Here is a 25,611-nt window from a genome sequence, read left to right on the forward strand (position 1 = left end):
CGGGAAAGCAGATTTGGACGCTTCACGATCTTCGGCATATGACCGTCTGCTGAACCGTATCTCGGCGCACACCGCGCATGTCGGCGTGATCGGATTGGGCTATGTCGGGTTGCCGCTCGCGATTGCGGTCGCACGCGCCGGCTTCCCGGTTTTCGGCTTCGACATTGAAGCCCAGAAGGTCGAGAGCCTGAACAACGGCCAATCCTACATTGAGGCGGTGACGTCGACAGCCCTCGCCGGCCACGTGGCGAGTGGACGGTTCCGCGCCACAGCGGATTTTGCCGAACTGTCGACCTGCGACATCATCATCATCTGCGTTCCGACACCGCTGACAAAAAACCGTGAGCCGGACCTCTCCTTTGTCAGGAACACGACTGGCATCATCGCAAAGCATCTGCGTCTCGGCCACCTCGTCGTGCTGGAATCTACCACCTATCCCGGCACCACCGACGATGTGATCAAGCCCATACTGGAAGAAACCGGCTTGCAGTCGAAGATAGACTTCTTCCTCGGCTTCTCGCCCGAACGCGAGGATCCCGGCAACCGCAACTTTGAAGTCGCGACGATCCCAAAGGTCGTGGCAGGTGACGGCATTGAAGCGGCGACGCTCGTGCAGGCTTTCTACCAAGGGGTCGTCAAAACCGTCGTTCCGGTTTCCAGCACGGCAACCGCAGAGGCAGTCAAGCTGACGGAAAACATATTCCGGTCAGTCAACATAGCCCTCGTCAACGAATTGAAGGTCGTGCTCGGCGCGATGGGCATCGACATCTGGGAGGTGGTCGAGGCGGCCAAGAGCAAGCCCTTCGGCTACATGCCTTTTTATCCAGGCCCCGGATTGGGCGGGCACTGTGTTCCAATCGATCCCTTCTACCTGACGTGGAAGGCGCGCGAATACGAACTGCCGACCCGCTTCATCGAGCTGGCGGCAGAGATCAACACTGCTATGCCGCGTCACGTGGTCGATGAACTGGCCAAAGCACTGGACCGCCGCTGCGGCAAGGCGCTCAGCCGCTCGCGCATTCTCATCATCGGGCTCGCCTACAAGAAGAATGTGCCCGACATCCGCGAAAGCCCCTCATTGCGGCTCATCGAACTTATCGAGGAATGGGGCGGCAAGGCGGAATTCCACGATCCGCATGTTCCCGAGATCCCGACCACACGGGAGCATATGGCCCTCAGGGGGCGCCGCTCGCTCGAGTTGACCGAGGCGGTGGTGAAGGATTTCGATGCTGTCGTCGTTGCAACCGACCATGACGCGATCGACTATAAGGCTGTCGCTGATCACGCCCTTCTGATCGTCGACACACGCAATGTTTTTGGCCGTCTTGGGCTGCTCCGAGAGACGGTGGTGAAGGCCTGACAAGCGCCCCGGTGGCGACTTTGCCGATGTCAGGAACGTGATTGCACTCCGGCCGCAGCTTCGCCACATAAGGCCGCAAGGCATGAATGCAGTTAAGCCTGTACCTTGGTTGCAACGACAGTCATTCGGGAATTCCTTCGCCTTTGCCGCCGCACGCGACCGTTGACTTGGGGTATCTTTGGGTCGCTGGCGGACTGTGTTATGGCGGATCGCAGTCGACGGGTTTCGAGGTGGTATGAGCATGGCGCGAGCAGAAATTTCCACAATTCTCATGGATAAGGTTGCCGACTGGCTTACTCAGTCGGCGCTGGCAGGCAACGAGCTGGAAACACTGGTAAAGGGGTTTTGCGAGCGGCTGGCTGCTGCCGGCCTGCCGTTGAAGCGGGTGCATTTGAGCTTTTCGATGCTTCATCCGCTCTATGACGCGCTCGGCTTCACCTGGCTTCGCGGCCAAGGCATGGAAGTGGAAGGCTTCCGCAAAAAGGACGGCGTTCATTCCGACACGTTCCTGACCAGCCCATACTACCATCTGCTCAGCAACAAGCTCGACCATCTGCGGCGTCGTCTCGACCCGTCGGTCCCGTCGGAATTTCCTGTCTTCGATGAACTCAGGCTTATGGGCGTGACCGACTACATGGCTTTCGTCCATCCCTTCAACGGCAATACCAGTCAGGGCATGATCGGGTCCTGGTCGACCGACAGTGCTTCAGGTTTCAGCGACAGCATGATTTCGGCGCTGCTGCGTATCCAAAACCATCTCGCCATCGCAACCAAAATGGCGGTGCTCACCAAGCTGGCCGACAACATGATGACCACTTATCTCGGCGGCGACGCCGGCAGACGCGTGCTGGACGGCCAGATCAAGCGCGGCGAGGGCGATACAATCCGGGCCGCACTGGTCATGGCCGACATGCGCGGGTCGACACGGCTTGCCGAAACGTCGGGCCGCGAAATCTACATCGATACGCTGAACCAATTTTTCGACGCCATTGCCGCACCTTTCAATCGCAAAGGCGGGCAGATCATGAGTTTCATAGGTGATGGCTTCATTGCCGTCTATCCTTGCGAAAGGCATCGCTCGCAGTCCGAGATCGCCTGCCAGGCTGCTCTGGCGGCAGCGCACAAGGCCACTGCGCGCATGATGGAGCTCAATCTGCGAAGAAAGGAAAAAGGGTTGTCCGACATAAAATTTGGCATCGGCCTGCATGTCGGCAACGTGATGTTCGGCAATGTCGGGCTTACCGACCGGCTCACATTCTCCGTGTTTGGCTCGGCTGTAAACGAGGTCCAGCGTCTCCAGACCCTGACCAAGAAATACCCGCACCGCGTTCTCGCCAGCAAGGACTTCGCCAGCTATTGCGGCGCCAACAGCTGGCTGACGCTCGGCAGCGAGGAACTGGCGGGGCTCAAGCAGAAGCTGACGGTGCTTTCACCAGATCTGTCGGGCGCTCTCGCGCTCGATGAAGAGAGTGCGCTGGAGGCGATCTACGACCGGAGATCGGAGGCAGAGCAGGTCATGCTGCTTCATCGCGATGCCGCACGGCTGTCGCCGGGCGACCCGAGGAAGCTCCAGTAGCCCGGCCCAATCTGATCCGAACACCTTGTTATGTCGGTCGCCCGGTTCGCCGCTGGCAACCCTTTCGAATCCAAGTTGCTCTAAGCCTGCAATACGCTAGTCTCACTTTCTGGTTTGCCGCCCGGCAGGCCGGCAAAGTGGGCTGGTGAGAATGAATTCGGGCGTTGATCTGCTGCGGGTCGAAGATGTTGGCATCTCTTTTGCCATTATCGGGGGACCCTTGCATGCAGTCAGGCGGGCAAATCTTCGCGTCCTTCCCGGCAAGGTTACCGCGCTTGTCGGCGAGTCCGGTTCCGGAAAATCAGTTCTCAGCCAGGCCGTGATGGGCATTTTGCCGAACACAGCCCATGTTCGTGGCCGTATCCTATTTTCCGATCCTGAAAAGCCCGGCACGACACAGGATATCCTGCAGATGCCGCGCGATGGACCCGAAATCCGGGCCTTGAGAGGCAGCCGCATCGGCAAGATCTTTCAGGAGCCGATGACATCGCTTTCGCCGCTGCACACGATCGGCAACCAGGTCAGCGAATCGCTGCAGATCCATACGCCCATGGCTCGGGCAGAGCGCAAGGCGCGGACCGAGGAAATGCTCAGCCTTGTCGGCTTTCCCAATCCCAAGCGCGCCTATGACATGTATCCATTTGAACTTTCGGGAGGATTGCGTCAGCGCGCCATGATCGCCATGGCGCTTATCTGCCGGCCCGCCCTGTTGATCGCCGACGAGCCGACGACGGCGTTGGACGTCACCATCCAGGCGCAAATCCTGCAACTGCTGCGCGAGCTTCAGAGCAAGCTGAATATGGCGATGCTGCTGATCACCCACGATCTGGGCGTGGTCGCCAATGTCGCCGACGAGGTGGTCGTCATTTACCATGGCGAGATCATGGAAGCGGGACCTGTCGAGGCGATATTCCGCCGGCCAGGTCACCCTTACCTGAAGGGCCTGATGGCCGCCGTTCCGCATTTCGACCTGAAGCCTGGTGAACGGCTAAAGGCGCTGCGCGAGGTGCCGGTGAATGTCGAGAACCTGCTTGGCAAACAGACGGCGCCGGCATCGAAGGGGCCGCACGACATCCTGCTATCGGTCAGGGACCTGACAAAAACCTTCACCATCCGCAAGTCGGGATGGTTCGGCGGCGATCATCAAACCTCAGTTCGCGCCGTGGACGGCGTGAGCTTCGATATCATCCGGGGTGAGTGCCTGGGTCTGGTCGGCGAAAGCGGCTCCGGCAAAACCACCGTCAGCAAGATGCTCATGCGAGCTGTCACGCCTAGCGGCGGCTCTGTGCTTTTCAATGGCCGCGATGGACCGATCGATGTGTTGGGAGGCGACAGAGCCGCCCTGCGCCTGCTGCGCGCGAAGATCCAGATGGTATTTCAGGATCCGGTTTCATCGCTTTCACCTCGCATGACGGTGGAGAACATATTGAGCGAGCCGTTGGAAATCCATCAACGAGGTAATGCCGCGTCCCGACTAGCCACGGTGAAGAGCCTTATGCAGGCAATCGGGCTCGATCCGCGCTTCATCAAGCGCTATCCGCACAGTTTCTCCGGTGGGCAGCGTCAGCGTATCGGCATCGCGCGCGCGTTGGCGCTGGGGCCTGAACTGCTGATTTGCGACGAGCCGGTTTCGGCGCTCGATGTCTCTGTCCAGGCGCAGATTCTGAACCTCCTGAAGGACCTGCAGAAGGAACTGGGCCTGACTTACCTATTCATATCCCACAACCTAGCGGTGGTGGACTACATGGCAGACCGCATCGCGGTGATGTGCGGGGGGCGTATCGTCGAGCTTGCGCCGCGCGAAATTCTGCTTAGGAAACCGGTCCATCCCTACACGCGCTCACTGGTCGCCGCAGTACCCTTTCCCGATCTCGACAGGCCAATGGATTTCAAGACGCTGAAGCTCAGCGGTGCTTCCGACAAGAGCGCATGGGGACCGCAATTCCGCGACGAGGGCGACGAGGATGTGCTGTCGCCGCTCGACCTTGGCGGCGGCCACCTCGTGCTGGCCCGACGTTCGGCCAATGTCAGCGAGCTACGATCTTGATCAGCCGGCGCACTGCCCTTGGGCTCATGGCTTCGGCATTTGTGCCGGGCACGTTACGCGCAGGCGATCTGGAGCCGGAGTTTCTTCAGCCGCAGCTCACGGCCAGGGCGCTGCCGGCACTCGCCGAACGCCTGCCCAAGAGCCCGCGCGTATTGAATCTGGCTGCGATGGGCCGGCAACCCGGCCAGTATGGCGGCACGCTGCGCACGATCATCGGCAGCCAGAAAGATATCCGGATAATGACGATCTATGGGTATGCTCGCCTGGTCGGCTATGACGAAAAGCTTAACATGCAACCCGACATCCTCGAAAGTTTCGACGTCGCGCATGATCGTGTCTTCACATTCAAGCTGCGGGAAGGACATAAATGGTCTGACGGCAGCCTGTTGACGTCGGAAGATTTCCGCTATTGCTGGGAAGATGTCTGGCTGAACGATGAGCTGTCGCCAGGCGGGCTTGCTCCGGGCCTGGTGGCAGATGGCAAGCCGCCACGCTTCGAGATCGTCGACCCGTTGACGGTCCGCTACAGTTGGGAGGCGCCAAATCCCGACTTCCTGCCCAAGCTCGCTGCTGCCTCGCCGCTATCGCTTGTTCTGCCGGGCGCCTATCTCAAGCAGTTCCACAAGAAATACCAAGATCCGTTCCGGCTCGCCGGCCTAATGACGGAGAACCGGGTCCAGAAATGGACGCTCCTGCATATCCGCATGTCGCGGCAGTATCGCCCGGAGAACCCGGAGTTGCCGACGCTCGATCCCTGGCAGAACCGGACCAAGCCGCCGGCTGAGCAGTTCATTTTCGAGCGAAATCCGTTCTTTCATAGAATAGACGAGAATGGCAGGCAGTTACCCTATGTTGACCGGTTTGTCTTGAATGTCAGCTCATCGGCGATCATTTCCGCCAAGACCGGTGCGGGTGAGAGCGACCTGCAATGCATGGGCATCGACTTCGCCGATTACTCTTTCCTGAAGGATACGGAGAAGCGTTACCCGGTGAAAATGCATCTCTGGAAACGCACACAGGGTTCCCGGCTGGCGCTGCTGCCCAATCTGAATTGTGCCGACAAGGTATGGCGCAGCCTTTTTCGTGACGTGCGCGTGCGCCGCGCCCTTTCCCTCGCTGTGGACAGGCGCGAGATCAATTTGGCAGTATTCTACGGATTAGCGCGGGAAAGTGCCGATACGGTCCTGCCGGAGAGCCCGCTCTACCGGCCGGAATTCGCGAAGGCCTGGGTCGCCCATGATCCCGACCAAGCCAACGCGCTGCTCGACGAGGTCGGGCTTCAAAAACGCGACGATGATGGCCTGCGTGTACTTCCCGATGGACGCCCGGCGCAGATCATAGTGGAAACGGCCGGCGAAAGCACGCTGGAAACCGACGCGCTCGAACTCATCACCGATCACTGGCGTCAGATCGGCATCGCCCTGTTCGTCCGCACTTCGCAGCGCGACATCTTCCGCAGCCGCGCGCTTGGCGGCCAGATCATGATGTCGATGTGGTCGGGCATCGACAATGGCGTGCCGACCTCCGACATGAATCCGTACCAGTTGGCCCCCACCATCGACGACCAGCTGCAATGGCCGCTGTGGGGCGCTCACTACCTGTCTCGTGGCACGCTCGGTGAGGCGCCCGATCTTCCGCCTGTGGTCGAGTTGATGGCTCTGCTCAAGCGCTGGAACGCATCGACCGAGGCCGCGGAGCGCGCCGAGATCTGGAATTCAATGCTGTCGATCTATACCGATCAGGTGTTTTCGATCGGCACGGTGAACGGAACGCATCAGCCGGTTCTGGCGTCCTCACGGCTGCGCAATCTGCCTGACAAGGCGCTCTACGGCTATGACCCGACCGCCTATTTCGGTGTCTACATGCCCGATACATTCTGGCTTGGAGAGTCCTGAGCGTGTTTCGATATATTGTCTGGCGCATCGCTGTGATGGTTCCAACGCTGCTGATCATATCGGCCCTGGTGTTCACGATCATCGAGCTTCCCCCAGGCGACTATTTCGACAGTTACATTTCCGAGCTTCGGGCCCAGGGCGAAGCGGTAGATTCCGACCGCATCCAAATGATGCGGAAGGAATATGGTTTCGACCAGCCGCCGGTCATTCGCTACTTCTACTGGGTGGGCGGGATGCTGCACGGCGATTTCGGCTATTCCTTCGAATATGAGCTGCCGGTTCGCGACGTCGTCGGGGACCGAATGTGGCTGACCGTGCTGGTTTCCTTCGTCACGATCATCTTCACCTGGCTCATCGCCTTTCCGATCGGCATGTACTCCGCCACTCATCAATACAGTTGGGGCGACTACGGCCTTACTCTGTTCGGGCTTCTCGGCCTGGCCATTCCGAATTTCATGCTGGCGCTGATCCTGATGTATTTCGCCAATATCTGGTTCGGCACCTCCATCGGTCATCTCATGGACCCGCAATATCTCAGTGAGCCAATGAGCTGGGCCAAGGCGAAGTCGATCCTCGCCCATCTGTGGATCCCGGTCTTGATCATCGGCACCGGCGGCACGGCAAGCATGATCCGGCGGCTGCGCGCCAATCTGCTCGATGAGCTTCACAAGCAATATGTCGTGACCGCGCGCGCCAAAGGCCTTCATCCCTTCAGGGCGCTCGTCAAATATCCGCTGCGCATGGCGCTAAATTTCTTCATTTCCGACATCGGCTCTATCCTGCCGGCCATCATCTCCGGTGCCGAAATCACCGCGATAGTGCTGTCTTTGGAAACGACGGGGCCGATGCTGATCAGAGCGCTGCAAAGCCAGGACATGTATCTGGCAGGGTCTTTCCTGATGTTCCTTGCCTTTCTGACCGTGATCGGTGTCCTGATTTCCGACCTGGCGCTGGCGCTGCTTGATCCACGAATTCGTTTGCAGGGCGGCAGCACCAAATGAACAAGCAATCGCCCCTGCCCGCTCCGGGTGCCCCACTGCAACACTATGTTTCCATCGCGCCCTTTGACCTGCAATCGGTCGAGGCGATGACGGCCGAGCAGTCGAAGGTCTTTCAGGCGTCGCAGTTGCGGCTGATGTGGTGGAAATTCCGACGGCACCGGCTTGCTCTTGTATCCGGCATATTTCTGGCAGCGCTCTATTTCGGGATACTGATCTGCGAATTCATAGCGCCCTACAATCTGCACACGCGCAACATGGACTACATTTATTCGCCGCCGCAGCGGGTACACCTGTTCCACAACGGCCAGCTTGTCGGGCCCTTCGTCTATGGTCGCCAGATGACGCTGGATATGGACACACTCAAGCGCAACTACATCGACGAACAGGATGACGTTCAGCGGATTCGCTTCTTCTGCAAAGGCGACAGGTACAGGTTCTGGGGCCTCCTCGAAGGTGACAGGCATTTCTTCTGTCCTGCCGAAAATGGCCAGCTCTTTCTGGCCGGCACGGACAGGCTGGGGCGCGACGTGCTCTCGCGTATCATCTATGGCGCACGCATTTCACTAACAATCGGCCTGGTCGGCATCAGTTTCAGCTTCCTGCTTGGCATTGTCATAGGCGGACTGGCTGGGTATCACGGCGGTATCTTCGACCTGATCGTTCAACGGATAATCGAAGTTCTGCAATCGATCCCCAGCATTCCGCTATGGCTGGCTCTGGCGGCGATCATGCCGATAACTTGGAGCCCAATCCTGATCTATTTCGGCATCACCGTCATCCTCGGGCTGCTCCACTGGACCGGACTGGCGCGGGCCGTGCGTTCAAAGCTTCTGGCCTTGCGCGAGGAGGATTACGTTCTGGCGGCACAATTGATGGGCGCCAGCAGCAGCCGCATTATCCGGCGGCACCTCATCCCCGGCTTCATGTCGCATCTGATCGCGACCGCCACGATCTCCATACCCGGCATGATCCTGGGCGAGACGGCGCTGAGCTTCCTTGGGCTGGGCTTGAGGCCACCGACAACCAGCTGGGGCATCCTGCTAACCGAGGCGCGCAGCGTCAGCGTGATCGCGTTCTATCCATGGCTACTTTTGCCGATGCTCCCGGTCGTTCTCGTCATCTTGGCGTTCAACTTCCTCGGCGACGGCCTGCGGGATGCCGCAGACCCCTACAAGTGAGATCGCTATTCAGGCGGCACGCTGTGCCGCCTGTTCCACCCGTTATGATCCCTGCGGCCGTACTTGTTGCAGTGTTCATCGTCCGCCCTTATATGTGCCGACACTCAATCGAGCTTAGCGCGTCGCCTTGGGGATGCACTCGTGAACAGGTCGTGTCGCGGGCATAGCCGATCTCTTGATCTGGTTCAGGATACAAAAAGCATATGAGTCGTCTCGAGAATTTCATCAGCAGGATGACAGCACAGCGTGACATTCTCGATCACGTCTGCCCCGAGGTGGCGAAGATGGAAGGGCTGGTGCTCGAGCTCGGCCTCGGCAATGGCCGGACGTTCCACCATCTGCGCGAGCGCCTGCCCGGGCGCCGGATCGTGGTGTTCGACCGCGAAGTCGGCGCACACGCCAGCTCAATTCCCGAAGCTGAAAACCTCGTGCTCGGCGAAATACGCGAAACCGGCCGCAAGTTCATTGGCATCGAGGCCGCCCTTGTTCATGCCGACATCGGGACCGGCTATGATGATCGCGATGCAGTGACCGCTACCTGGCTTCCCGATCTGATTGCGAGCCTGCTTCGCGTTGGCGGCTTCGCCGTCAGTGGCACGCCGCTCGATCACCCGCTGCTGCAACGCCTTCCGGCGCCGACGTCGGAGCCTGCCGATCGTTATTTCCTCTGCAAGCGCTTGTGAGCGGCCGAGAGCGCTCTACCATAACGCTGCTCCAGCTCTTTGTTTTAACGCAGTTCCCAAGCGAGAGCGCTACGCCCGCCTTTCCCCCGGAAACGTTTCGCACTCATCCCGCAATTCCTCAGGGGATTGTATACACCGCGATCTCCCGCTCAATGCCGCGCAGCGAGACTTCGTGAGGCACGGGCGTCAGCGCGTTCCTGTGCAACAGATCGGCGGTGAGATTGTCGTCGATCACCGCGCGGGTGGCGAAGATCGCCTGTGCGTTGGCCAGGTTCTGGACCCGTGAAGCAATGTTGACTGTCTGGCCAAAATAGTCCTGCCGCTCGTTCATGGACACGGCGATGCAAGGGCCGGCATGGACTCCGATCTTGAGCAGCAGGTCCTCGCGCCCGCTTTTTCCATTGAGCCCACGCATGGCATCGCGCATCCTGAGGGCCGCGGCCACCGCACGATCAGGCGTCGCGAAGGTCGCCATCACCGCATCACCGATCGTCTTCACCACCGCGCCCGCCTCCGCCGCGACGATCTCGTGCAGCACCTGGAAATGCTCGCGCACCAGATCGAAGGCTGACAGATCGCCGACCCGCTCGTAAAGCTCGGTCGATCCGCGCAGGTCGGTGAACAGGAAGGTCAGGCTGGTGATCTTCAGCCGCTGGTTGATATCGAGCGTGTCCGTGCGATAGAGATCGCGAAACGTCTGGTTGGTGAGCAAGCGCTTGGCGGTCAGGAAGGGCCGGCGCTTGCCCAGGAAATCGTGCAATGCGTGGCCGGCGATGAAGACCGTCGGCAGCACGCGGGTTTCGGTCCTGTTTTCCAGGGAAATGCGCAAAGGGCCTGGTTGCATCTCCAACGTCTGGTTCTGGACATGGTCGCGGTCGAAAACCAAGGAGAGGCTTCGGCGCTCTTTTGTTGGTTCGCCCTTAGCGTCGATGAACTGCGCTGAATGCGTGACCGGCTCGAACACGATGACGAATTCAGGCGGAAGCTGTATGGGCAGAACCGCCTTTTCACCGGGCGCAAGCTCGATATCCTCCAGCGAAAACGCTTCCATCTTCTCCGCCAAATCTTCTTCCGGCAGGTCGGCGCCGGACGCCAAGTAGATCTGGCGGAAATATTCCACCAACGGCAGTTCGTGTGGAGTGTGGGCGGCAATCTTGCGTATGCGTGGACTGACGGTGAATGTCACCTCGACCATCTCGTCGAGGGTTGGCGAATAGCCCTCGGAGCAAAGCGCGCAGGTGTATTCGTCCTTTTGCATGGTTTTCAGCGTGGCGTTGGTGTCGAGCACGCCGCCGCAGCCCGGGCATAGAACATTCCAGGAGATGTCGAAGATGCCCACCCGCGCCGCATGGAGAAAGGCGCTGATGGCGCGTTCCTCGTCGAGGCCATTCTTGCTGGCGAAGGCCAACGCATTGATGCGGCAAAGCTCGCGGTCCTTGCCCTCGGCGATGGTTCGCCGGATCGCATCGATTGCCTGCGGTTCGACATCGGTCGATTGCCGCAGAAGTGAGAACAGATCCTGAGCTTCGGTCATGGTGCAGGCTCCGGAAAATTGCGCCCCGAGGCGTATTGGCCGGACCGGGCTTCGGTCCGCGCACCCCATCTTACGTCGAAAGGGATCGAACGGCCATTCGAATGGATAGATCTGATGACAGCTCAATTTGCATGCGGCGGATTTTCACCGGCCGCAAGCGGCACTATGATGGGTGCATGGGGCATTCATCTGTGGGGCTTTCTCCCGTGCCGACATCCAACAACCCGCCACTTCCCGCGTCGCTACGGCTTTTCTCGGCTGGGGTCATTATTGTCCTCATCGTCGGCGCCGGCCTGTTTTTCGCGCCTGCGCTGGTCAAGCCGCGCTGGCCCTGGCCCGTCACGCCGTTCAGTGCCCGCTTTCTCGGCGGCTTCTACACCGCCGAAATGGCAGTGATGGCGGCGCTCTTATTCTGGAATCGCTGGTCGCCGGGCAGGCTCGTGCTGGTCATGGCGTTCATCTTCACCCTCATAGTGTCGGTGGTTTCGTTGATCAATCTCGGCTATTTCGACTTCGAGCGAAAAGCGGCCTGGCTCTGGTTTCTGGTCTATCTTGGTTCGGTCGCCGTATCGGGGCTGTTCCTGTGGCGGGCCAGGGCCCGTCAGCCAGCAAGTGGCGTGACCCCAAGCCCGGCATGGCGCAGCTACATGTTGGCGGAAACGGCGGTCCTTTGCCTCTATGGCTTGGGCATGTTGCTGTTTCCCGCTATGGTCAGCAGCACCTGGCCATGGACGGTCGATCCCTTCCACGCCCAGGTCTACAGCGCCATCTTCCTCGCCGGCGCTGACGGCACCTACCTTATTTGGAAAAGCGCGCCGCGCGAAGAATTGCTGGTGCTAGGCCTGGCGCAATTTCTGGTCGGCCTGCTTTCCATCCTTGGCCTCGTCATCACCGACGGCGCGGTGCACCGGATCGACTGGACGGCGGCCGCTACATTGAGCTGGCTCGCCCTTTTCGGCTGGATCGGCATCAGCGGCGCCTTAAAACTCTACACCGGCTTTCGGTATTTTGGTTTGCATTCGACAGCATAGGCGGCAGAGACGGCTGGATTTTCAGGTGACGTCCGGTGCATCGTGAGGGGCCGATACATTTCGCCAGGAAGCCATGACCAGCACGACCTCGCCATCCGAGAAGATCCAGCCGCAGCTCCGGGCCGTCCGGCGAAGCGATGCGGAGGCGCTTTGCGCGATCTTCAACATGCCGGGCTTCCGCTGGGGCACGTTCAGGATGCCCTTCGAGACGGTGGACCAGGTTGAGCGGCGCATCGCCAAGTCCGGCCAGGAAGACACCTGGATCGTCGCCGAATTGGACGGCAAGGTCGTCGGCCATGGCAGCCTGGTCGTGCAAAGCTCGCCGCGCCGTTCACATATCGGCGAAATCAATATCGGCCTAGACGACGGCTTTGTCGGCAAAGGTATCGGCTCTGCCATCCTTGGCGCGCTGCTTGACGTGGCCGACAACTGGCGCGCCCTGAAGCGGGTCGAATTGAGCGTCTATGCCGACAACGAACCGGCCATCCACCTCTACACCAGCCACGGCTTCGAGGTCGAAGGCCGGCATGTGAAGGCCGGTTTTACCGACGGCCAGTACCGCGACCTCCTGAGTATGGCCCGGCTGCGGTTCTAAGATCCGCTTTTATCAACGCTGCTGGCGACACGAGCGCGGTCGACAGCAGGTATCCTCGGAGTGCCGGGACCGCGACAACACGCAATCTGAGGCTCATTGCATCGTCCCCGACAGCCTAGTTTATGGCGTTGACGTAGACAATTCGTGCCGGATCCGGGTAGTGGGTCAGTTTGAAATTCAAGTATGTCAGCACGTCATTTGCCGAACGCCAGAACCTCACCGTGCGGATGCACATGCGCCGCTTTACGGGCCTAACCGTTGAATTCGTTTTGGTGTGGGCCGCTATTTGGACGGGGCTCGCGCCATCGCTACTTGGAAACCGATTTTCGCTGCTATCAAAGGCGACTGCGACCAGCCACCGTCATGGCTCGACCGGCATCCTTCCGTCACTTTGGTCGGAGTCTTTGCAGCTACACTGGCAATGGTCGAAGCGACGCATGTAGCAGTCTACTATTGGACGATCTGGCGGTTGATTTCAAACTGACCCACTACCCGGATCCGCTCTCACTTGGCGTTTGCCCCGCAAGCGGCTAGACGGGACCGATGACCGACGGCTTTGATCCAACCCCTGCGCCTCCGGCGGAAATTCTGGCTGTACTGTCGCTGCTCTGCCCGGAAGTCGTGCGTGACATCGAGCAGAACTGGAATGCTCCCGTTTCCGACTACGCCCGCCATCTGTGGCGGCCGGTGGCAAGGCCAGTATCAAGCCCGGCGATCGCTGCCCGCTCGATCCTGCGCGAAGTCTTGCATCAGCGCCTCGGTGTAATTATGCAGCCTCAGCAGATCGGCAACGCCCTCGATGAGTTTGAGTACAGACCGGTGATTCAGTCCGGTCTGCACTGCCTGCTTCTGATGGACCGGACCACCTTCGATGCCCTCCTGTTTGCCTGGCTCGGCGCGGTCGAAAACGGGCTGTCAGCCTTCGTCGGCTTCATGGGAACGACGATGACCATGGAGACAATTGGCCGGGAGGGGCCCGGGTGGCTCGATGTCGGTGACGACAAGGTCAACCTGTTTGGCATGGGGCGCCACAAGCTGTGCCGCAAAAGCGCCTGCGCAGCCGGTCCCGTCTCCCTCAACAAGCGCGCGCTCGAAGCGGTGGGCGATGAGACGGATGCCAGCCGCTGGCTAGGTACACTGCTTGCCCGCCAGGATAAGGTCTTTGGAACCGCCGCCGATGCCATGACAGCGCTGAACGAGGATCTGGTCGCCAACTGGGATCGCTCCGGCATGGCCCTGCCGGTTTTCATCGATGATCGCCTCGCCGCGGCTGCCATGGCGCGGCATCTACAATATGACGGCGGTCTTCTTTCCAGGCTGCTCATCGAACCCGCAAGACGCCGGCGTCTCGAACATGCCTTGCAAGAGGCCGCATCGGGCCCATTCGGCAGGTTCCTCCCCAATGCCACGGACTATTTCTGGGGCATCCGCGAGGAGCGCGTGCGCAAGCTCGTTCTTGAGGACGGGACCCTGATCGAGCTTGATAAGCCGCATGGTCTGTCCATCCCCTTCGAGCGGCCGCATCTGAAGCAGGCGCTGCTTGACGGCGTGCTGCTGCCGAACTTGTTCCTGACGTTCCTGGTTCTCGCCATCTTGCCGCGGGTGCGGGTTGTCGGCGGCCTGAGACAGATTGGCTATGTAGCGCTTTTCCACTCGATCCTCCTAGCTGCGTTGGACGAAACCGCACCGGAAGAGCGTGATCTGGCTGCGGAGCTGCAGGTAAGGGAAAATGCTTGGGGCACCCGGGTCATCGATGAAAAGATTTCGGTCCGCGAGCAGCTTGCCGGCCTACCGGAAGGGGCGCTCTTCGCGGACCTGCTCCGGCAATACCGTTCGCGGACATTTGCCGAGGCCACCGACAACCTGAAGCTCGTCCGCGAAAACGCGCGATGGCGCAAGATCGGCCAAGCCTACAGCGTCTGATCCGGACGCCTGGCCTCACTTGTTATTGCTCAATACCGGCCTTGCGGAGCCCCTCCACCATGAGTTCGAAATCGGCAGGGTTCTTGTAGGGCAGGATTTTGCGACGGGTATTCCAGCGAATAGTCGGGATTGACGCGAAGCACGTCCCGCCATGCCGCTTGGGCCTCGGCGAAACGGCCCAGCTGGCCGTAGCTGGCGGCCAGAAGCGCCCGCGATACGTCGGTGACAGCGTTGCGAGCCAGCCGTTGCAGCAAGAGGTCAGCGGCCTCTTCGTACCTTCCAAGTTGAAACAAGGCCAAAGCTTGAAAGTGGAGAAGCACATCCGGGAAATATGGATTCAAGAATTTCCCCCGGGCAAAACTCTCGAGGGCGTCTTCGGATCTGCCCGAATAGTACAACGCCTCGCCGAGGGCAACGTGCGCTTCGGCGAAGTTCGGATTGAGGACGAGCGCGCGCTCGGCCTCGTCGACGGCCCCATCGTGTCGCCGTGTGTACAGCTTGACAATAGCAAGCGCCCAGTGCGCCCAGGGATCGCTGCCATCCAGCATTACCGCTCGCGTTGCGGCCTCGTCCGCTTGCGCCATCGATTCGGGCGGCGACGCACCCCAGCGGTTCAGGTAATCGATGCCGTGGGTAAGGGCCAGGAATGCGTGGGCAGAGGCAAATTTCGGGTCCAGTTCGATGGCACGTTGCAAGAGGTCGCGAGCCGCGACGTTCGTCTCCCTCGTCAGCCGGTGCCACAGCTCCCTGCCCCGCAGGAAATAGTCATACGCCTCCGTATTGCGCGGGTACTCGGGCGCCAGCCGCTGCCGATCGCCCGCGGTCAGATTAAGCGACAGCGCGCCGACGATCTGTTGCGTCACGTCGTCCTGCACGGCGAATATGTCGGTCAGGTCGCGATCGAACCGCTCCGCCCAAAGATGGCCGCCCGAAGTTGCGTCGATGAGCTGCGCGGTGATGCGCACCCGGTTCCCTGACTTGCGTACGCTACCCTCAAGAACATACCGCACGCCGAGTTTCGTGCCCACCTCCTGCACATGGACGTTCTGGCCCTTGAAGGTGAACGACGAATTGCGTGCGATGACGAAGAGCTGCGACAGTTTGGACAGGGCAGTGATGATATCCTCGGAGATGCCGTCGGCGAAGTAGTCCTGTTCGGCGTCACCGCTCATGTTGGCGAACGGCAGCACGGCGATCGACAGCTTCGGCGGCACTGCCGTAGCCGGCCGGCTAGTTGCGCTTTCCGGGATCGCGGTCCCAGCGCTGCCAACTTGTAGCGAATAGACCCGGATCGGCTCGGCGATGTTCTTGAGCTGTGTGCTGCCGAGATCGCTGACGGAGAGGTCGAGCCTGGCCTTGACCTGGCGATAGGCATCCTCGGACAGGCAGATGGCGCCGGCCGCCGCGAGTCCCTCCAAACGCGACGCGATGTTGACGCCGTCGCCCATCAGGTCGCCGTCGCTTTCTTCGACCACATCTCCCAGATGGATGCCGATCCTGAACTCAATACGGCGGTCTTGCGGCACGCCGGCATTGCGCTCAACCATACCATTCTGAACCTCTATGGCGCAGCGCACGGCATCCACCACACTGCGGAACTCAACCAGGGCCCCATCGCCAGTGCGCTTGATCACCCGGCCGTGGTGCACTGCGATGATCGGATCGATCAGGTCGCTGCGCAGTGCCCGCAACCTCGCCAATGTACGATCTTCGTCCGCGCTCGCGAGCCGGCTATATCCGACCACATCCGCAGCTAGAATTGCGGCTAGCTTACGATTCTCGCTCAAGGGTCCGTCTCCTTATCTTCACGATAGCAGGAAGACCGAACCAAGAGGGAACTTTTGCAACCGACAGCCACGCAGAACCGAATTGGCTGCGCGCGCTGTCACAGGCCCACCCGATCGCCCGATGCCCATTTGCGCTGCCACTTGCCCATCCACCGCTATGGGTTCATGCTTGTGAATACACCGGCCGGGAAATGCGTAGGGAGAACACGCCGTCGCGGCCCCTAGTGAGGTCTGGCTCGATGGACTGCGCAGGCTGCGGTTTCGAGGTTGAGGGCGGTTACGCTTTCTGTCCGAGGTGTGGCAAGCGCCAGCCCGTGCCATGCGCCAGTTGCGGTTATCCCTGCGCATCTGATTTCGGGTTCTGTCCGAAATGTGGGGCAAGCGTCGGTGCGCCGGCAAAAGCCGTCGAACGGCTTGCTCCGACACCAAGCCGAACCATTGTGCCGCCCTCTCGAACTCCGTCGCTGCTTGCGAACATTGACAACGACGAAGGGCTGCAGCCCATCTCTGACGCCGATCGCCGGACGGTAACCGTCCTCTTTGCCGACCTTTGCGGCTTCACGACACTCAGCGAGCAGCTCGACCCTGAGGTCATGCAAACGCTACAGAACGAGCTGTTCAAGGAATTGACGGCGGCGGTGCAAAATTTTGGTGGGTTCGTCGACAAATTCATCGGCGATGCACTGCTCGCTTTGTTCGGTGCGCCGGTCGCGCATGAGGACGATCCGGAACGCGCGCTTCGCGCCGCTCTCGACATGATCGCCCGGACGGCGCGGCTCGGCGAAAGCACCCCCCACTCCGGCTCGCCTCTATTACTTCATATCGGCATAAACACTGGCCCCGTCGTTACTGGACGATTAGGCATCGGCACCGCCAAATCCTATTCCGTGACCGGCGACACGGTGAATACAGCACAACGCCTGCAATCGCTGGCTGCACCGGGAGAAGTGCTGGTAGGCGAACTCACTCACAGGCTGACCCGGCATGCCTTCTCTTACGAGTCGATGGGTGATGTCGTGCTTCGCGGCAAGGCTGGCAGTGTGCTCGTTCATCGATTGGATGCACCGCTTGCGGAGCCGCGTGCAGCGCGTGGGCTCGAGGCGCTCGGCCTCAGCGCGCCGATGATAGGTCGCGGTGCGGAGCTCAACAGAACGCTGGCGAGCCTTGACCAGGCGTGCGGCGGCACGGCCCAACTTGTCCGCCTCGTCGGAGAAGCCGGTATCGGGAAATCGCGGCTGGTGAAGGAGTTCGTCGCCCGTGTCGGCGACGAGGACCGTTTTCGCAACGTCGCCGTGCGACAGACCACGTGCTCACCACTGGGCGAACAATCATTTGGCGCCCTGGGGGCAGTGGTGCGCAGTGCTGCCGGGATGATGCAAAACAACGATGGGAACGATATGCGGGGGAAGCTCTCAGGCTTGCTTGCCGATCTCGGCCTGCAGGGCGAGGAGGCGAAGCGGCTGATGCCTTTGCTCTACCATGTGGTTGGGCTTGGCGACCCGGATGCCACCTTGCAGCATGTCGAACCCGAGCAGCTACGGCGGCAAATCTTCTACGCGGTCCGCACCATCATCGAACGGCGGCTTGCGTTGTCGCCGCTGTTGATTGTCGTCGAAGATCTGCACTGGGCCGACGCCGTTTCGCTCGAGGCACTACGTTTCGTGATGGACAGGTTGGAACGCACGCGGTTAATGGTGCTGGTCACGCATCGCTCGGCACCGGAGAGCGGCCAGCTCGACTCAGGTCGGGTCAGTCAAACGGCGCTCAGGCTTTCGCCGCTCAACGGCGATGAAGGGCGCAGCCTGCTGGTGGCGCTTTTCGGCGAGAGCTGGGTAAGCTCCGCAGCAGGGCTCGTCGATCAGATCCTCGACCGAGCGGGTGGCAACCCTCTTTTTGTAGAGGAGATTGTTCGCGGCCTTGTTGATCGCGGTGTACTGGTGCGCGAGGGGCAACGATGGCGGACCGTAGCAGGCGAAGTCGCAACCGACATTCCCGCCACTATCCAGGCAATGTTGCTTGCTCGCGTCGACCGGCTGCCACAAGAGGTGCGCCGGTTGGCCCAGGAAGCCGCGGTAATCGGCGCGCGCTTCGATGCCACCCTTCTGAAGACCGTGACAGCCGACCCCGCCCGGCTAGAAGCAGGCTGCGAACTGCTTTGCGATGCGGAAATCATCGAGGAAGTTGCCGGATCAGGCTCCATCTCGTCGCAAAGCTACCGCTTTACGCAAAGCTTGTTGCAGGACGTGATCTACCAGAATCTGCTCCGGCAACGCCGGACCGAAATCCACGGGCGGATAGGTGCTGCCTTGGAGCAACTGTGCGGCGATAATCCGGAACGGCTCGAGGACTTGACCGTGCTCGGTCACCAGTTCGCACAAAGCGCCGAGCGGGAGAAGGGCGCGCATTACCTGCAGGCGGCCGGCGATCGCGCCCGCATGATTTACGCCAACGACGACGCCCTTCGTTTCTACGAGCGAGCACTGACTGCGTTGGAGGCGACCGGGCAAACACCGCTCAAACTGAAAATTGCCGAGCGCATTGCCGATTTGAGCGGCTCGGCGGGCCGCCGCGAGATCGCGCACCACCACTACGAGGCGGCCTTGCAGGCATACCGTGAGTCGGCTGATCGCGTAGCCTCTGCGCGCGTTTTGCGTAAAATCGGTCGGCTGCTCTGGGACGTCGGCAAGCGGGACAAAGCAGAATTCCGCTACGCTGAAGCGGCAGCGCTCCTCGAAGGAGCGGATGCTCCGGTCGAGCAGGCGCATCTCTGGCAAGAACGTGGCCGACAGGCGTTCCGTAGCGGAGATCACGCTCTCGCGGCAAAATGGGCAGACGCGGCGTTGGATTGCGTACGCACTCGCACCACGGAGCATGTCTCCGAGGTGGGGCGTGATGCCACTCTTGTGACCGCCGAGGCACTCAATACCAAGGCTGTCGCACTGGCTCGCCTTGGACGAAACCGTGAAGCCGTGCGTCAGGTCGAGCATAGCATTGAATTGGCCGAAGCCGCCGGTCTGCTGGGCGCGGCCTGTCGCGGCTACACCAATCTAGGCGTGCTTTACACGACCATCGATCCCGCACATGCGATGGAGGTCTGTCGGCGCGGTCTTGAAGTCGCGCGCCATATTGGGGATTTGGGCTTCCAGGCGCGCCTTCTCGCCAATCTGGCGGTCGCTTGTTGTACTTTCACGGATCGCTGTCCAACAGAGGGCGTGCCTGCTGCCGAGAAAGCTATCGAGATCGACCGCGCACTCGACCAGCGAGAGCACCTGCCGGTGCCGTTGCTTGTGCTTGGGCAAATCCACCAGTGCAACGGCCGTCCGGAACTGGCCCTTGGCTTGTTCCACGAGGCACTGGAGGTAGCGCGCGAAACGGGCGAACCCCAACTGCTGTTTCCGTGCTATGATGGTCTGGCAACGCTTAATCTCGACCTCGACAATCTTGCCGAGGCAGAACGCTACTTTTCCTTGGCGCAGGGTATATGCGCCCAGCACGGGCTCGACCCGGAAGCGCTTGTGGTGCTGCCCTTTCTCGATTAGCCGGGGTTGGAGGTTGGAAATGTCCGCGCGTAGTGACTTGGTACCGCTTCAACTGGGCGACCGTGCGCCGAACTTGGTCCTCGACGCCATTACCCAGGATGGCAAGATCGCGCTTGACGACTTTCGCGGACAAAAACCGGTGCTGGTTGGTCTGTTTCGAGGTCTGCATTGTGCGTTTTGCCGGCGCCATATCGCCGCTCAGGCGCGGCTTGATCCGGAGCTGCGCGAAAAGGGCGTGGAGAGCCTGACCGTGGTCAACACACCGATCGAACGGGCTCGTCTTTATTTCCGCTACCACCCGATGCCGACTCTGCTTGCGGCCTCGGATCCTGAACGCGCTTCGCATCGTGCTTTTGGGCTGCCCAATCTCGAATTCACCCAAAACGAGACGAACTGGCCGTACAAGGTTTCGATCGCAGCCGCAAAGGATATGCTGGTCGACATGCCAAGCGAGTTGCCCGGTCCAATGGATCCTTTTGCGGCCACCGAAATCCTCAACAAGAGCGATAATTATGAAGTGACCGAAGCCGACGAGCAGATGATGGCGACGGGACACGGACAACTGATAGGCCAGTTCCTACTGGACCGGCAAGGGATTGTCCGCTGGAGCTTCACGGAGGTGCCAGAAGGTGGGCGATACATGTTTGGGGCGCCCAACCCGCAAGAGCTGATGTCAGCCGTGTCCCAAGTCGCCCAATAAGTTTTTCGGAAGACTGCATTGCAGCCATCTGCAATGCGGACAAGAAGGCCACTATCGGTCAAAACTTCGCGTTACAGCTTGGGGCTTGAGATGAATGGGCCTAGGATCGGCACTGCTGCGCGGCAATCAGGCCGGGAGCCGCCACATTCGCACACGACCGGTACCACGCAATTCCGTTTCCTCGAGTGGGTCGCAAGCAAAATTTGGTCCAAGCATTTGGCGAGTTGCATCCGAAATGCGGATTTCATCGGGCTCCGCGGAGGTTTGAATACGCGAGGCGAGATTAACCGTCTCGCCCCACAGGTCATAGGCGAACCGCCTCTTGCCTATGACGCCGGCGACGATGGGCCCTGAGTGAATTCCAATTCTGAGTCTCAGCGGTTCTCCTGCGAAGCGTTCGCGCTTGACCGCCTTACGCAGCTCAAGTGCATAGCGCGCGAGTGCCTTCGCATGATCGGCACGCGCGGTGGGCAGGCCAGCGACCACCATCACACAATCGCCGATTGTCTTGATCTTTTCGCAGCCGTATCGTTCCGAGAGCCGATCCGCCGCCTTGAAGAAGTAATTCAAAATTGCGAGTGTCGTTACGGCTCCGACGCTCCGCGCTCGTTCTGTGAAACCGACTATGTCGGCAAAAAGCACACTCACTTCTGCATGGTTGTCAGCAATTTTTTTGTGCGCCTTTAGCCGCTCCGCGATGGACGCAGGAAGAATGTTGAGGAGCAGGGTTTCGGCGCGATGGTATTCACGCGCCAACCCCTCCTGGCTCTTCCTCAACGCCTCGTTCGTCGATTGTAATTCCTTGTTGAGTTGACGCTCCCTCTCTTGCAGGAGGGTCATTTCATAAGCCTTTTGTTGAAGCCGCTGCCTATTGTCGCGTTCGGCAGTCGCGTCAAGAAAGAGCAGCCACACGCAGGCATTGTCAGCAAAAAAATGAAGGTCAGCGACACGCCCGCTGGGCAGTTCGACCATGGCAACGTGAAACGGAAGCTCCGGGCAAGGCAGCAAACCTTCCATGAATTCAAGCTGCTCGGCAACAGGCTCGCCAATGCGAAGCGAGGAGAGCCCGTAATGCTCAACATTACCGCCCTTCGCAGCCACGCAAAGCTGAGGGTCGATTTTCAGATACGCGACGGAGTTCCCATTGTAGAAGAAGTTGAAAATCCAACTGCTAACTTCTTTGGGCAATCCGTGCATGGTCTACTTGGTTACCATCAAGGCAAGTTGACGAAACGCATCATCGACATTCTCACCCGAGAGTGCACTCGTGAGATAGATTTGCCATCCACGCTGCCTGAGTTCGTTGATATCACCATCCGATATTGCCCACCGATCGGCCAGGTCGGATTTGTTGATCAGCACTACGAACGGCATTGCGCCGAATTCGGCCTCGGCCCGTTCCCGCAGCGTGAGCGCCACGGCAAGTGTCGCAGCGCGGGTTCCATCGACGACTAGCACAAGCCCGGTTGCACCTCGAACATAGCTGACGCGGAATGAGCCGATGTCGTCTTCGCCGGCCAAGTCCCACAAAATCAGATCGACGGTTTTATCCGGGAGTGCGACATTCTTCTTGTCGATTTTCACTCCCACCGTGGTCAGGTAGGTTTCTGAAAAAATGCTTTGCACAAACCTGCGAACCAGGCTCGTCTTTCCGACGGCGAACCCGCCCAGCATGCAGATCTTTCTTTGCACCATCTTGGGCTCCCCTAGTCCAGGTTTACCGTAATCGAAACCCGGCGATTGGTGGAGCTCCCGGCTTGACTGTTTTCAGGCACCAGCGGCTCAAAAGTGCCCGCGCCTCGAACCAGCAGCAGTTCCGGAGCGACGCCGCGTTTGTTGAGAAGCGCACGAACGGTCTCGGCGCGGGCTGCACTGATCGACGCGTTGGCCGTCTCACGGCCAGTGGCGTCCGAATGCCCGGTCAGCATGAAGCGCGCAGCTACGCCTGACTTGCGGGCATTTTGGGCGAATTCCTTTATCTGATCCGCCAGCCTGTCGAGAACCGGCAGCTGCTCTGGTCCCGGCACAACTTTGCCGGAAGAGAAGAAAATATCGGTCGTCTGGATGGCCTCTCTCAAATAATTAAGTTCTGCAAGGTTCAGCTCGCGCAGCTGTGAGACATCCAGAACCACTCCGTCGGCCGAAAGCTGTTCAGCGGCGGCCTGCGCCCGGTTGATCCACGCGGCAGGCGCCTCCCCCACGACTAGGATGCGACCTTGGATGATCGAAAGCTGAACCGATTTCGGCGGGGACAGCGACGCCGTCAGCCGCTTCACCACGAACTTTGGATCAAGGCTTTGAAAGAATTGCCACTGTGAATGAACGCGGGCAGGATCAACCTGCGTTCCGGACAGCAGAGCTTGCGGGTCGGCGGCAAGCGGGTCTCTCAGGCCGGAAATGTAGAATTGGCCGCCTCTAACCGTCTGCTGGGCGACGATGATCCCCGGTTGGGCCTCAAGTCGCGACACATAATACTGCCAGTGCTCGGCCTCGCGTGCTTCGGGGCTCACATCACGAACCCTGGAGATGTCGAATTCCGGTCCGCCTACCGAAAGCTGTCGGGCCGCGGCGCGCGCCCGATCTATCCAAGTGTCGGGAGCCTCACCCTCGGCAACAATGCGATTGTCGACGATCGAAAGCCGAACCGATTTCAGCGGATAAAGCGACGCCGTCAGCCGCTTCAACACGAACTCCGGTTCAAGGCTCTGATAGGATTGCCATTGCGAATGGACCTTGCCGGGATCGACCTGCGTTCCCGACAGCAGGGCTTGCGGGTCGGCGGCAAGCGGGTCCCGCAGGCCGGCAATATAGAATTGGCCATCGCGTATATCTTGTTCGGCAACGATGATGCCCGGCTGGGTCTCCAAGCGCGACACATAGGCCTGCCAGTGCTCGGCCGCGCGTGCTTCGGGGCTTACATCGCGGACCCTTGAGATATCGAATACCGGTCCGCCTGCCGAAAGCTGTCGGGCGGCGGCGCGCGCCCGATCTATCCAGGTGTCGGGAGCCTCACCCTGGGCAACGATGCGCCCATCGACGATGGCAAGCCGTACTGACGCCGGCGGAGCCAGCGACGCCGTCAGCCGCTTCAGCACGAACTCCGGTCCAAGGCTCTGATAGGATTGCCACTGCGAATGGACCCGGACAGGATCGAGCTGCGTTCCCGACAGCAGGGCTTGCGGGTCGACGGCAAGCGGGTCCCGCAGGCCGGCAATATAGAATTCGCCATCGCGTATTTTTTGTTCGGCAACGATGATGCCCGGCTGGGTCTCCAGTCGCGACACATAGGCCTGCCAGTGCTCTGCCGCGCGTGCTTCGGGGCTTACATCGCGGACCCTTGAGATATCGAATACCGGGCCGCCTGCCGAAAGCTGTCGGGCCGCTGCGCGCGCCCGATCTATCCAGGTGTCGGGAGCCTCACCCTCGGCAACGATGCGCCCATCGACGATGGCAAGCCGTACTGACTCCGGCGGGGCCAGCGATGCCGTCAGCCGCTTCAACACGAACTCCGGTTCGAGGCTCTGGTAAAATTGCCACTGTGAATGGACCCTGCCGGGATCGACCTGCGTTCCAGACAGCAGGGCTTGCGGGTCGACGGCAAGCGGGTCTCGCAGGCCGGCAATATAGAATTGGCCATCGCGTATCTTTTGTTCGGCAACGATGATGCCCGGCTGGGTCCCCAGTCGTGACACATAAGCCTGCCAGCGCTGCCCGGATTGCCATGAAAGAAAGAACCAACCGCCTGCCAGAACCAACAGCAGCAGGCCCAGGCCCACCACCAGCCACGGAAATCCCTGGTTTGATTCCTCCTGCTTCAGCTCGACGCAAGTCTGCAGCTGCGCCTCTATGCCGGCCAACTGCGATCCGTCGCCGTCAAACTCCATTAAAGCCTGCGAGTAGTCCTCATGGACACGGAGCAACACGTCGCGAACTATGTCATGCAATCCTTCTGGGGGGTTTCCTCGGATCACCGACACCAGGGTCGCGAACGGTCCTACTTCTGACCAGAGACGAAGGTCGCCAAAACGAATAGTGTCCAGGCCGCTCTGCTCCTTCTCGTTGAATGAGTCCTTCACAAAGTCTTGGATTGCACTCAGCATAGAAGAGATCAGTTGAGGATCTTCGCTCGTCGCATTGTCGGCAGCTACATGCGCTATCAATAGCCCAGAAGTTCGGTTAATGAGAAAGACATGTTCAACACGATAAAGAAGAGAGTGCTTAAGAACAACTTCCGAGAAGCTGGCTCCGGTTCGCCACGCCTCAATTCTCCATTTGAGCCCGTGCCAGGTAAATATATGTCGTAGAGTTTCATTAAGCGACTGAAATGTCTGGTCGATTTTTTCCCCGATTGACTTGCGAATTGCCGGAAGAAACACGGGGTATAATATATCGGTCAGCGTGCGCGGGCTCTTCTGGATCGACCGTTGCACAGCCCTTTCGACAGCCGGCGCAAGGGCCTCGCCGAGTTGCGCATGAGGGGCTCGGGCGGCCGCATTGGGAAGCACGTCGCCCACTGCTGCGGCAAGCTGCTCCGGTTCGTCGAGCAGATGCGTAACTCGTGAAAGCTCTGAAATTTCGCGGCTGACCAGCAACTGGCGCAGCGTTTCCATGCGAGGATCGGCGGATGGAACTCCGTCGAGTCGCGCACGGTAGTCCGGATCAACGTTCCGGGCAATTTCGATCAAAAGACGGGCCAGAGCCTCGCGATCAATCTCTGTATCGTTCGAGGCTGTTCTATGCGGAAGGCTGATTGGGTCGACGG

The 25,611-nt window shown here is 60.1% G+C and carries 16 protein-coding genes and 1 pseudogene; 12 read left to right on the plus strand and 5 right to left on the minus strand.

What is annotated here, in order from left to right:
• Positions 1-13: 13 nt before the first annotated feature.
• From FJ954_RS11425 to FJ954_RS11455, 7 genes are all read left to right on the plus strand, one after another.
• The gene (locus tag FJ954_RS11425) at positions 14-1,360 is read left to right on the plus strand and encodes a nucleotide sugar dehydrogenase (RefSeq protein ID WP_140661346.1); all 1,347 of its coding nucleotides are present in this window, start codon (positions 14-16) and stop codon (positions 1,358-1,360) included.
• 235 nt (positions 1,361-1,595) lie between these two features.
• Positions 1,596-2,936, plus strand: a complete 1,341-nt coding sequence (locus tag FJ954_RS11430) for an adenylate/guanylate cyclase domain-containing protein (protein WP_140619044.1) — start codon at positions 1,596-1,598, stop codon at positions 2,934-2,936.
• Between the two features lie 151 nt (positions 2,937-3,087).
• Positions 3,088-4,983: an ABC transporter ATP-binding protein gene (locus FJ954_RS11435; protein ID WP_140619042.1), complete on the plus strand. Its 1,896-nt coding sequence runs from the start codon at positions 3,088-3,090 to the stop codon at positions 4,981-4,983.
• Positions 4,980-6,878 carry an ABC transporter substrate-binding protein gene (locus FJ954_RS11440; protein ID WP_140661347.1) on the plus strand — a complete coding sequence of 633 codons (1,899 nt, stop codon included), beginning with the start codon at positions 4,980-4,982 and terminating at the stop codon, positions 6,876-6,878. Before FJ954_RS11435 ends, FJ954_RS11440 begins: the two co-directional genes overlap by 4 nt.
• Positions 6,879-6,880: 2 nt before the next feature.
• Entirely contained in the window at positions 6,881-7,879 is a 999-nt protein-coding gene (locus FJ954_RS11445; RefSeq protein WP_140619040.1) for an ABC transporter permease, read from the plus strand.
• The gene (locus tag FJ954_RS11450; RefSeq protein WP_140661348.1) at positions 7,876-9,057 is read left to right on the plus strand and encodes an ABC transporter permease; all 1,182 of its coding nucleotides are present in this window, start codon (positions 7,876-7,878) and stop codon (positions 9,055-9,057) included. The genes FJ954_RS11445 and FJ954_RS11450 overlap by 4 nt, the downstream gene beginning before the upstream one ends.
• A 203-nt stretch (positions 9,058-9,260) precedes the next feature.
• On the plus strand, positions 9,261-9,740 hold the full coding sequence (locus tag FJ954_RS11455) for a class I SAM-dependent methyltransferase (protein WP_140619036.1): 480 nt from the start codon (positions 9,261-9,263) through the stop codon (positions 9,738-9,740).
• Positions 9,741-9,858: 118 nt separating this feature from the next.
• Here the strand turns inward: FJ954_RS11455 and FJ954_RS11460 are convergent, their stop codons facing one another.
• Positions 9,859-11,274: an adenylate/guanylate cyclase domain-containing protein gene (locus FJ954_RS11460; protein ID WP_140661349.1), complete on the minus strand. Its 1,416-nt coding sequence runs from the start codon at positions 11,272-11,274 to the stop codon at positions 9,859-9,861.
• A gap of 131 nt (positions 11,275-11,405) precedes the next feature.
• Between FJ954_RS11460 and FJ954_RS11465 the strand changes: the two genes are divergently transcribed.
• The 3 genes from FJ954_RS11465 (at position 11,406) to FJ954_RS11480 (ending at position 14,823) form a co-directional block, all read left to right on the plus strand.
• Complete coding sequence (locus FJ954_RS11465) at positions 11,406-12,305, plus strand: hypothetical protein (RefSeq protein ID WP_246681054.1); 900 nt, start codon at positions 11,406-11,408, stop codon at positions 12,303-12,305.
• 73 nt (positions 12,306-12,378) lie between these two features.
• Positions 12,379-12,900, plus strand: coding sequence for a GNAT family N-acetyltransferase (locus tag FJ954_RS11470; RefSeq protein ID WP_140661350.1), 522 nt, complete (start codon positions 12,379-12,381; stop codon positions 12,898-12,900).
• 543 nt (positions 12,901-13,443) lie between these two features.
• Entirely contained in the window at positions 13,444-14,823 is a 1,380-nt protein-coding gene (locus tag FJ954_RS11480; protein ID WP_140661352.1) for a hypothetical protein, read from the plus strand.
• Between the two features lie 22 nt (positions 14,824-14,845).
• On the opposite strand, the pseudogene FJ954_RS11485 reads toward FJ954_RS11480, so the two are convergent.
• Positions 14,846-16,610: pseudogene (locus tag FJ954_RS11485) on the minus strand (adenylate/guanylate cyclase domain-containing protein).
• A 239-nt stretch (positions 16,611-16,849) separates the two neighbouring features.
• Here FJ954_RS11485 and FJ954_RS11490 point away from each other — a divergent pair.
• Both FJ954_RS11490 and FJ954_RS11495 read left to right on the plus strand, forming a co-directional pair.
• A complete protein-coding gene (locus FJ954_RS11490; protein ID WP_181174553.1) occupies positions 16,850-20,149 on the plus strand; it encodes an adenylate/guanylate cyclase domain-containing protein in 3,300 nt (1,099 codons plus the stop codon).
• 19 nt (positions 20,150-20,168) lie between these two features.
• Positions 20,169-20,849, plus strand: a complete 681-nt coding sequence (locus FJ954_RS11495; RefSeq protein WP_140619026.1) for a redoxin domain-containing protein — start codon at positions 20,169-20,171, stop codon at positions 20,847-20,849.
• A gap of 126 nt (positions 20,850-20,975) precedes the next feature.
• Here FJ954_RS11495 and FJ954_RS11500 read toward each other — a convergent pair whose 3' ends face one another.
• From FJ954_RS11500 to FJ954_RS11510, 3 genes are read right to left on the minus strand one after another with little or no spacing between them, the layout of a single operon-like run.
• Complete coding sequence (locus FJ954_RS11500; protein WP_140661354.1) at positions 20,976-22,046, minus strand: adenylate/guanylate cyclase domain-containing protein; 1,071 nt, start codon at positions 22,044-22,046, stop codon at positions 20,976-20,978.
• 3 nt (positions 22,047-22,049) lie between these two features.
• On the minus strand, positions 22,050-22,544 hold the full coding sequence (locus FJ954_RS11505) for a Rab family GTPase (protein WP_140661355.1): 495 nt from the start codon (positions 22,542-22,544) through the stop codon (positions 22,050-22,052).
• Positions 22,545-22,555: 11 nt separating this feature from the next.
• Positions 22,556-25,459, minus strand: a complete 2,904-nt coding sequence (locus FJ954_RS11510; RefSeq protein ID WP_246681055.1) for an OmpA family protein — start codon at positions 25,457-25,459, stop codon at positions 22,556-22,558.
• Between the last annotated feature and the right edge of the window lie 152 nt (positions 25,460-25,611).

Source organism: Mesorhizobium sp. B2-3-15 (assembly GCF_006442875.1).
Lineage (GTDB): Bacteria > Pseudomonadota > Alphaproteobacteria > Rhizobiales > Rhizobiaceae > Mesorhizobium > Mesorhizobium australicum.

Bases quoted from the DNA above. Each gene is read 5' to 3' on its own strand.
- FJ954_RS11430 (WP_140619044.1), top strand. From the start codon at position 1,596: ATGAGCATGGCGCGAGCAGAAATTTCCACAATTCTCATGGATAAGGTT.
- FJ954_RS11435 (WP_140619042.1), top strand. From the start codon at position 3,088: ATGAATTCGGGCGTTGATCTGCTGCGGGTCGAAGATGTTGGCATCTCT.
- FJ954_RS11450 (WP_140661348.1), top strand. From the start codon at position 7,876: ATGAACAAGCAATCGCCCCTGCCCGCTCCGGGTGCCCCACTGCAACAC.
- FJ954_RS11455 (WP_140619036.1), top strand. From the start codon at position 9,261: ATGAGTCGTCTCGAGAATTTCATCAGCAGGATGACAGCACAGCGTGAC.
- FJ954_RS11460 (WP_140661349.1), bottom strand. From the start codon at position 11,274: ATGACCGAAGCTCAGGATCTGTTCTCACTTCTGCGGCAATCGACCGAT.
- FJ954_RS11465 (WP_246681054.1), top strand. From the start codon at position 11,406: ATGCGGCGGATTTTCACCGGCCGCAAGCGGCACTATGATGGGTGCATG.
- FJ954_RS11470 (WP_140661350.1), top strand. From the start codon at position 12,379: ATGACCAGCACGACCTCGCCATCCGAGAAGATCCAGCCGCAGCTCCGG.
- FJ954_RS11480 (WP_140661352.1), top strand. From the start codon at position 13,444: ATGACCGACGGCTTTGATCCAACCCCTGCGCCTCCGGCGGAAATTCTG.
- FJ954_RS11490 (WP_181174553.1), top strand. From the start codon at position 16,850: ATGGACTGCGCAGGCTGCGGTTTCGAGGTTGAGGGCGGTTACGCTTTC.
- FJ954_RS11495 (WP_140619026.1), top strand. From the start codon at position 20,169: ATGTCCGCGCGTAGTGACTTGGTACCGCTTCAACTGGGCGACCGTGCG.
- FJ954_RS11500 (WP_140661354.1), bottom strand. From the start codon at position 22,046: ATGCACGGATTGCCCAAAGAAGTTAGCAGTTGGATTTTCAACTTCTTC.
- FJ954_RS11505 (WP_140661355.1), bottom strand. From the start codon at position 22,544: ATGGTGCAAAGAAAGATCTGCATGCTGGGCGGGTTCGCCGTCGGAAAG.
- FJ954_RS11510 (WP_246681055.1), bottom strand. From the start codon at position 25,459: ATGGAAACGCTGCGCCAGTTGCTGGTCAGCCGCGAAATTTCAGAGCTT.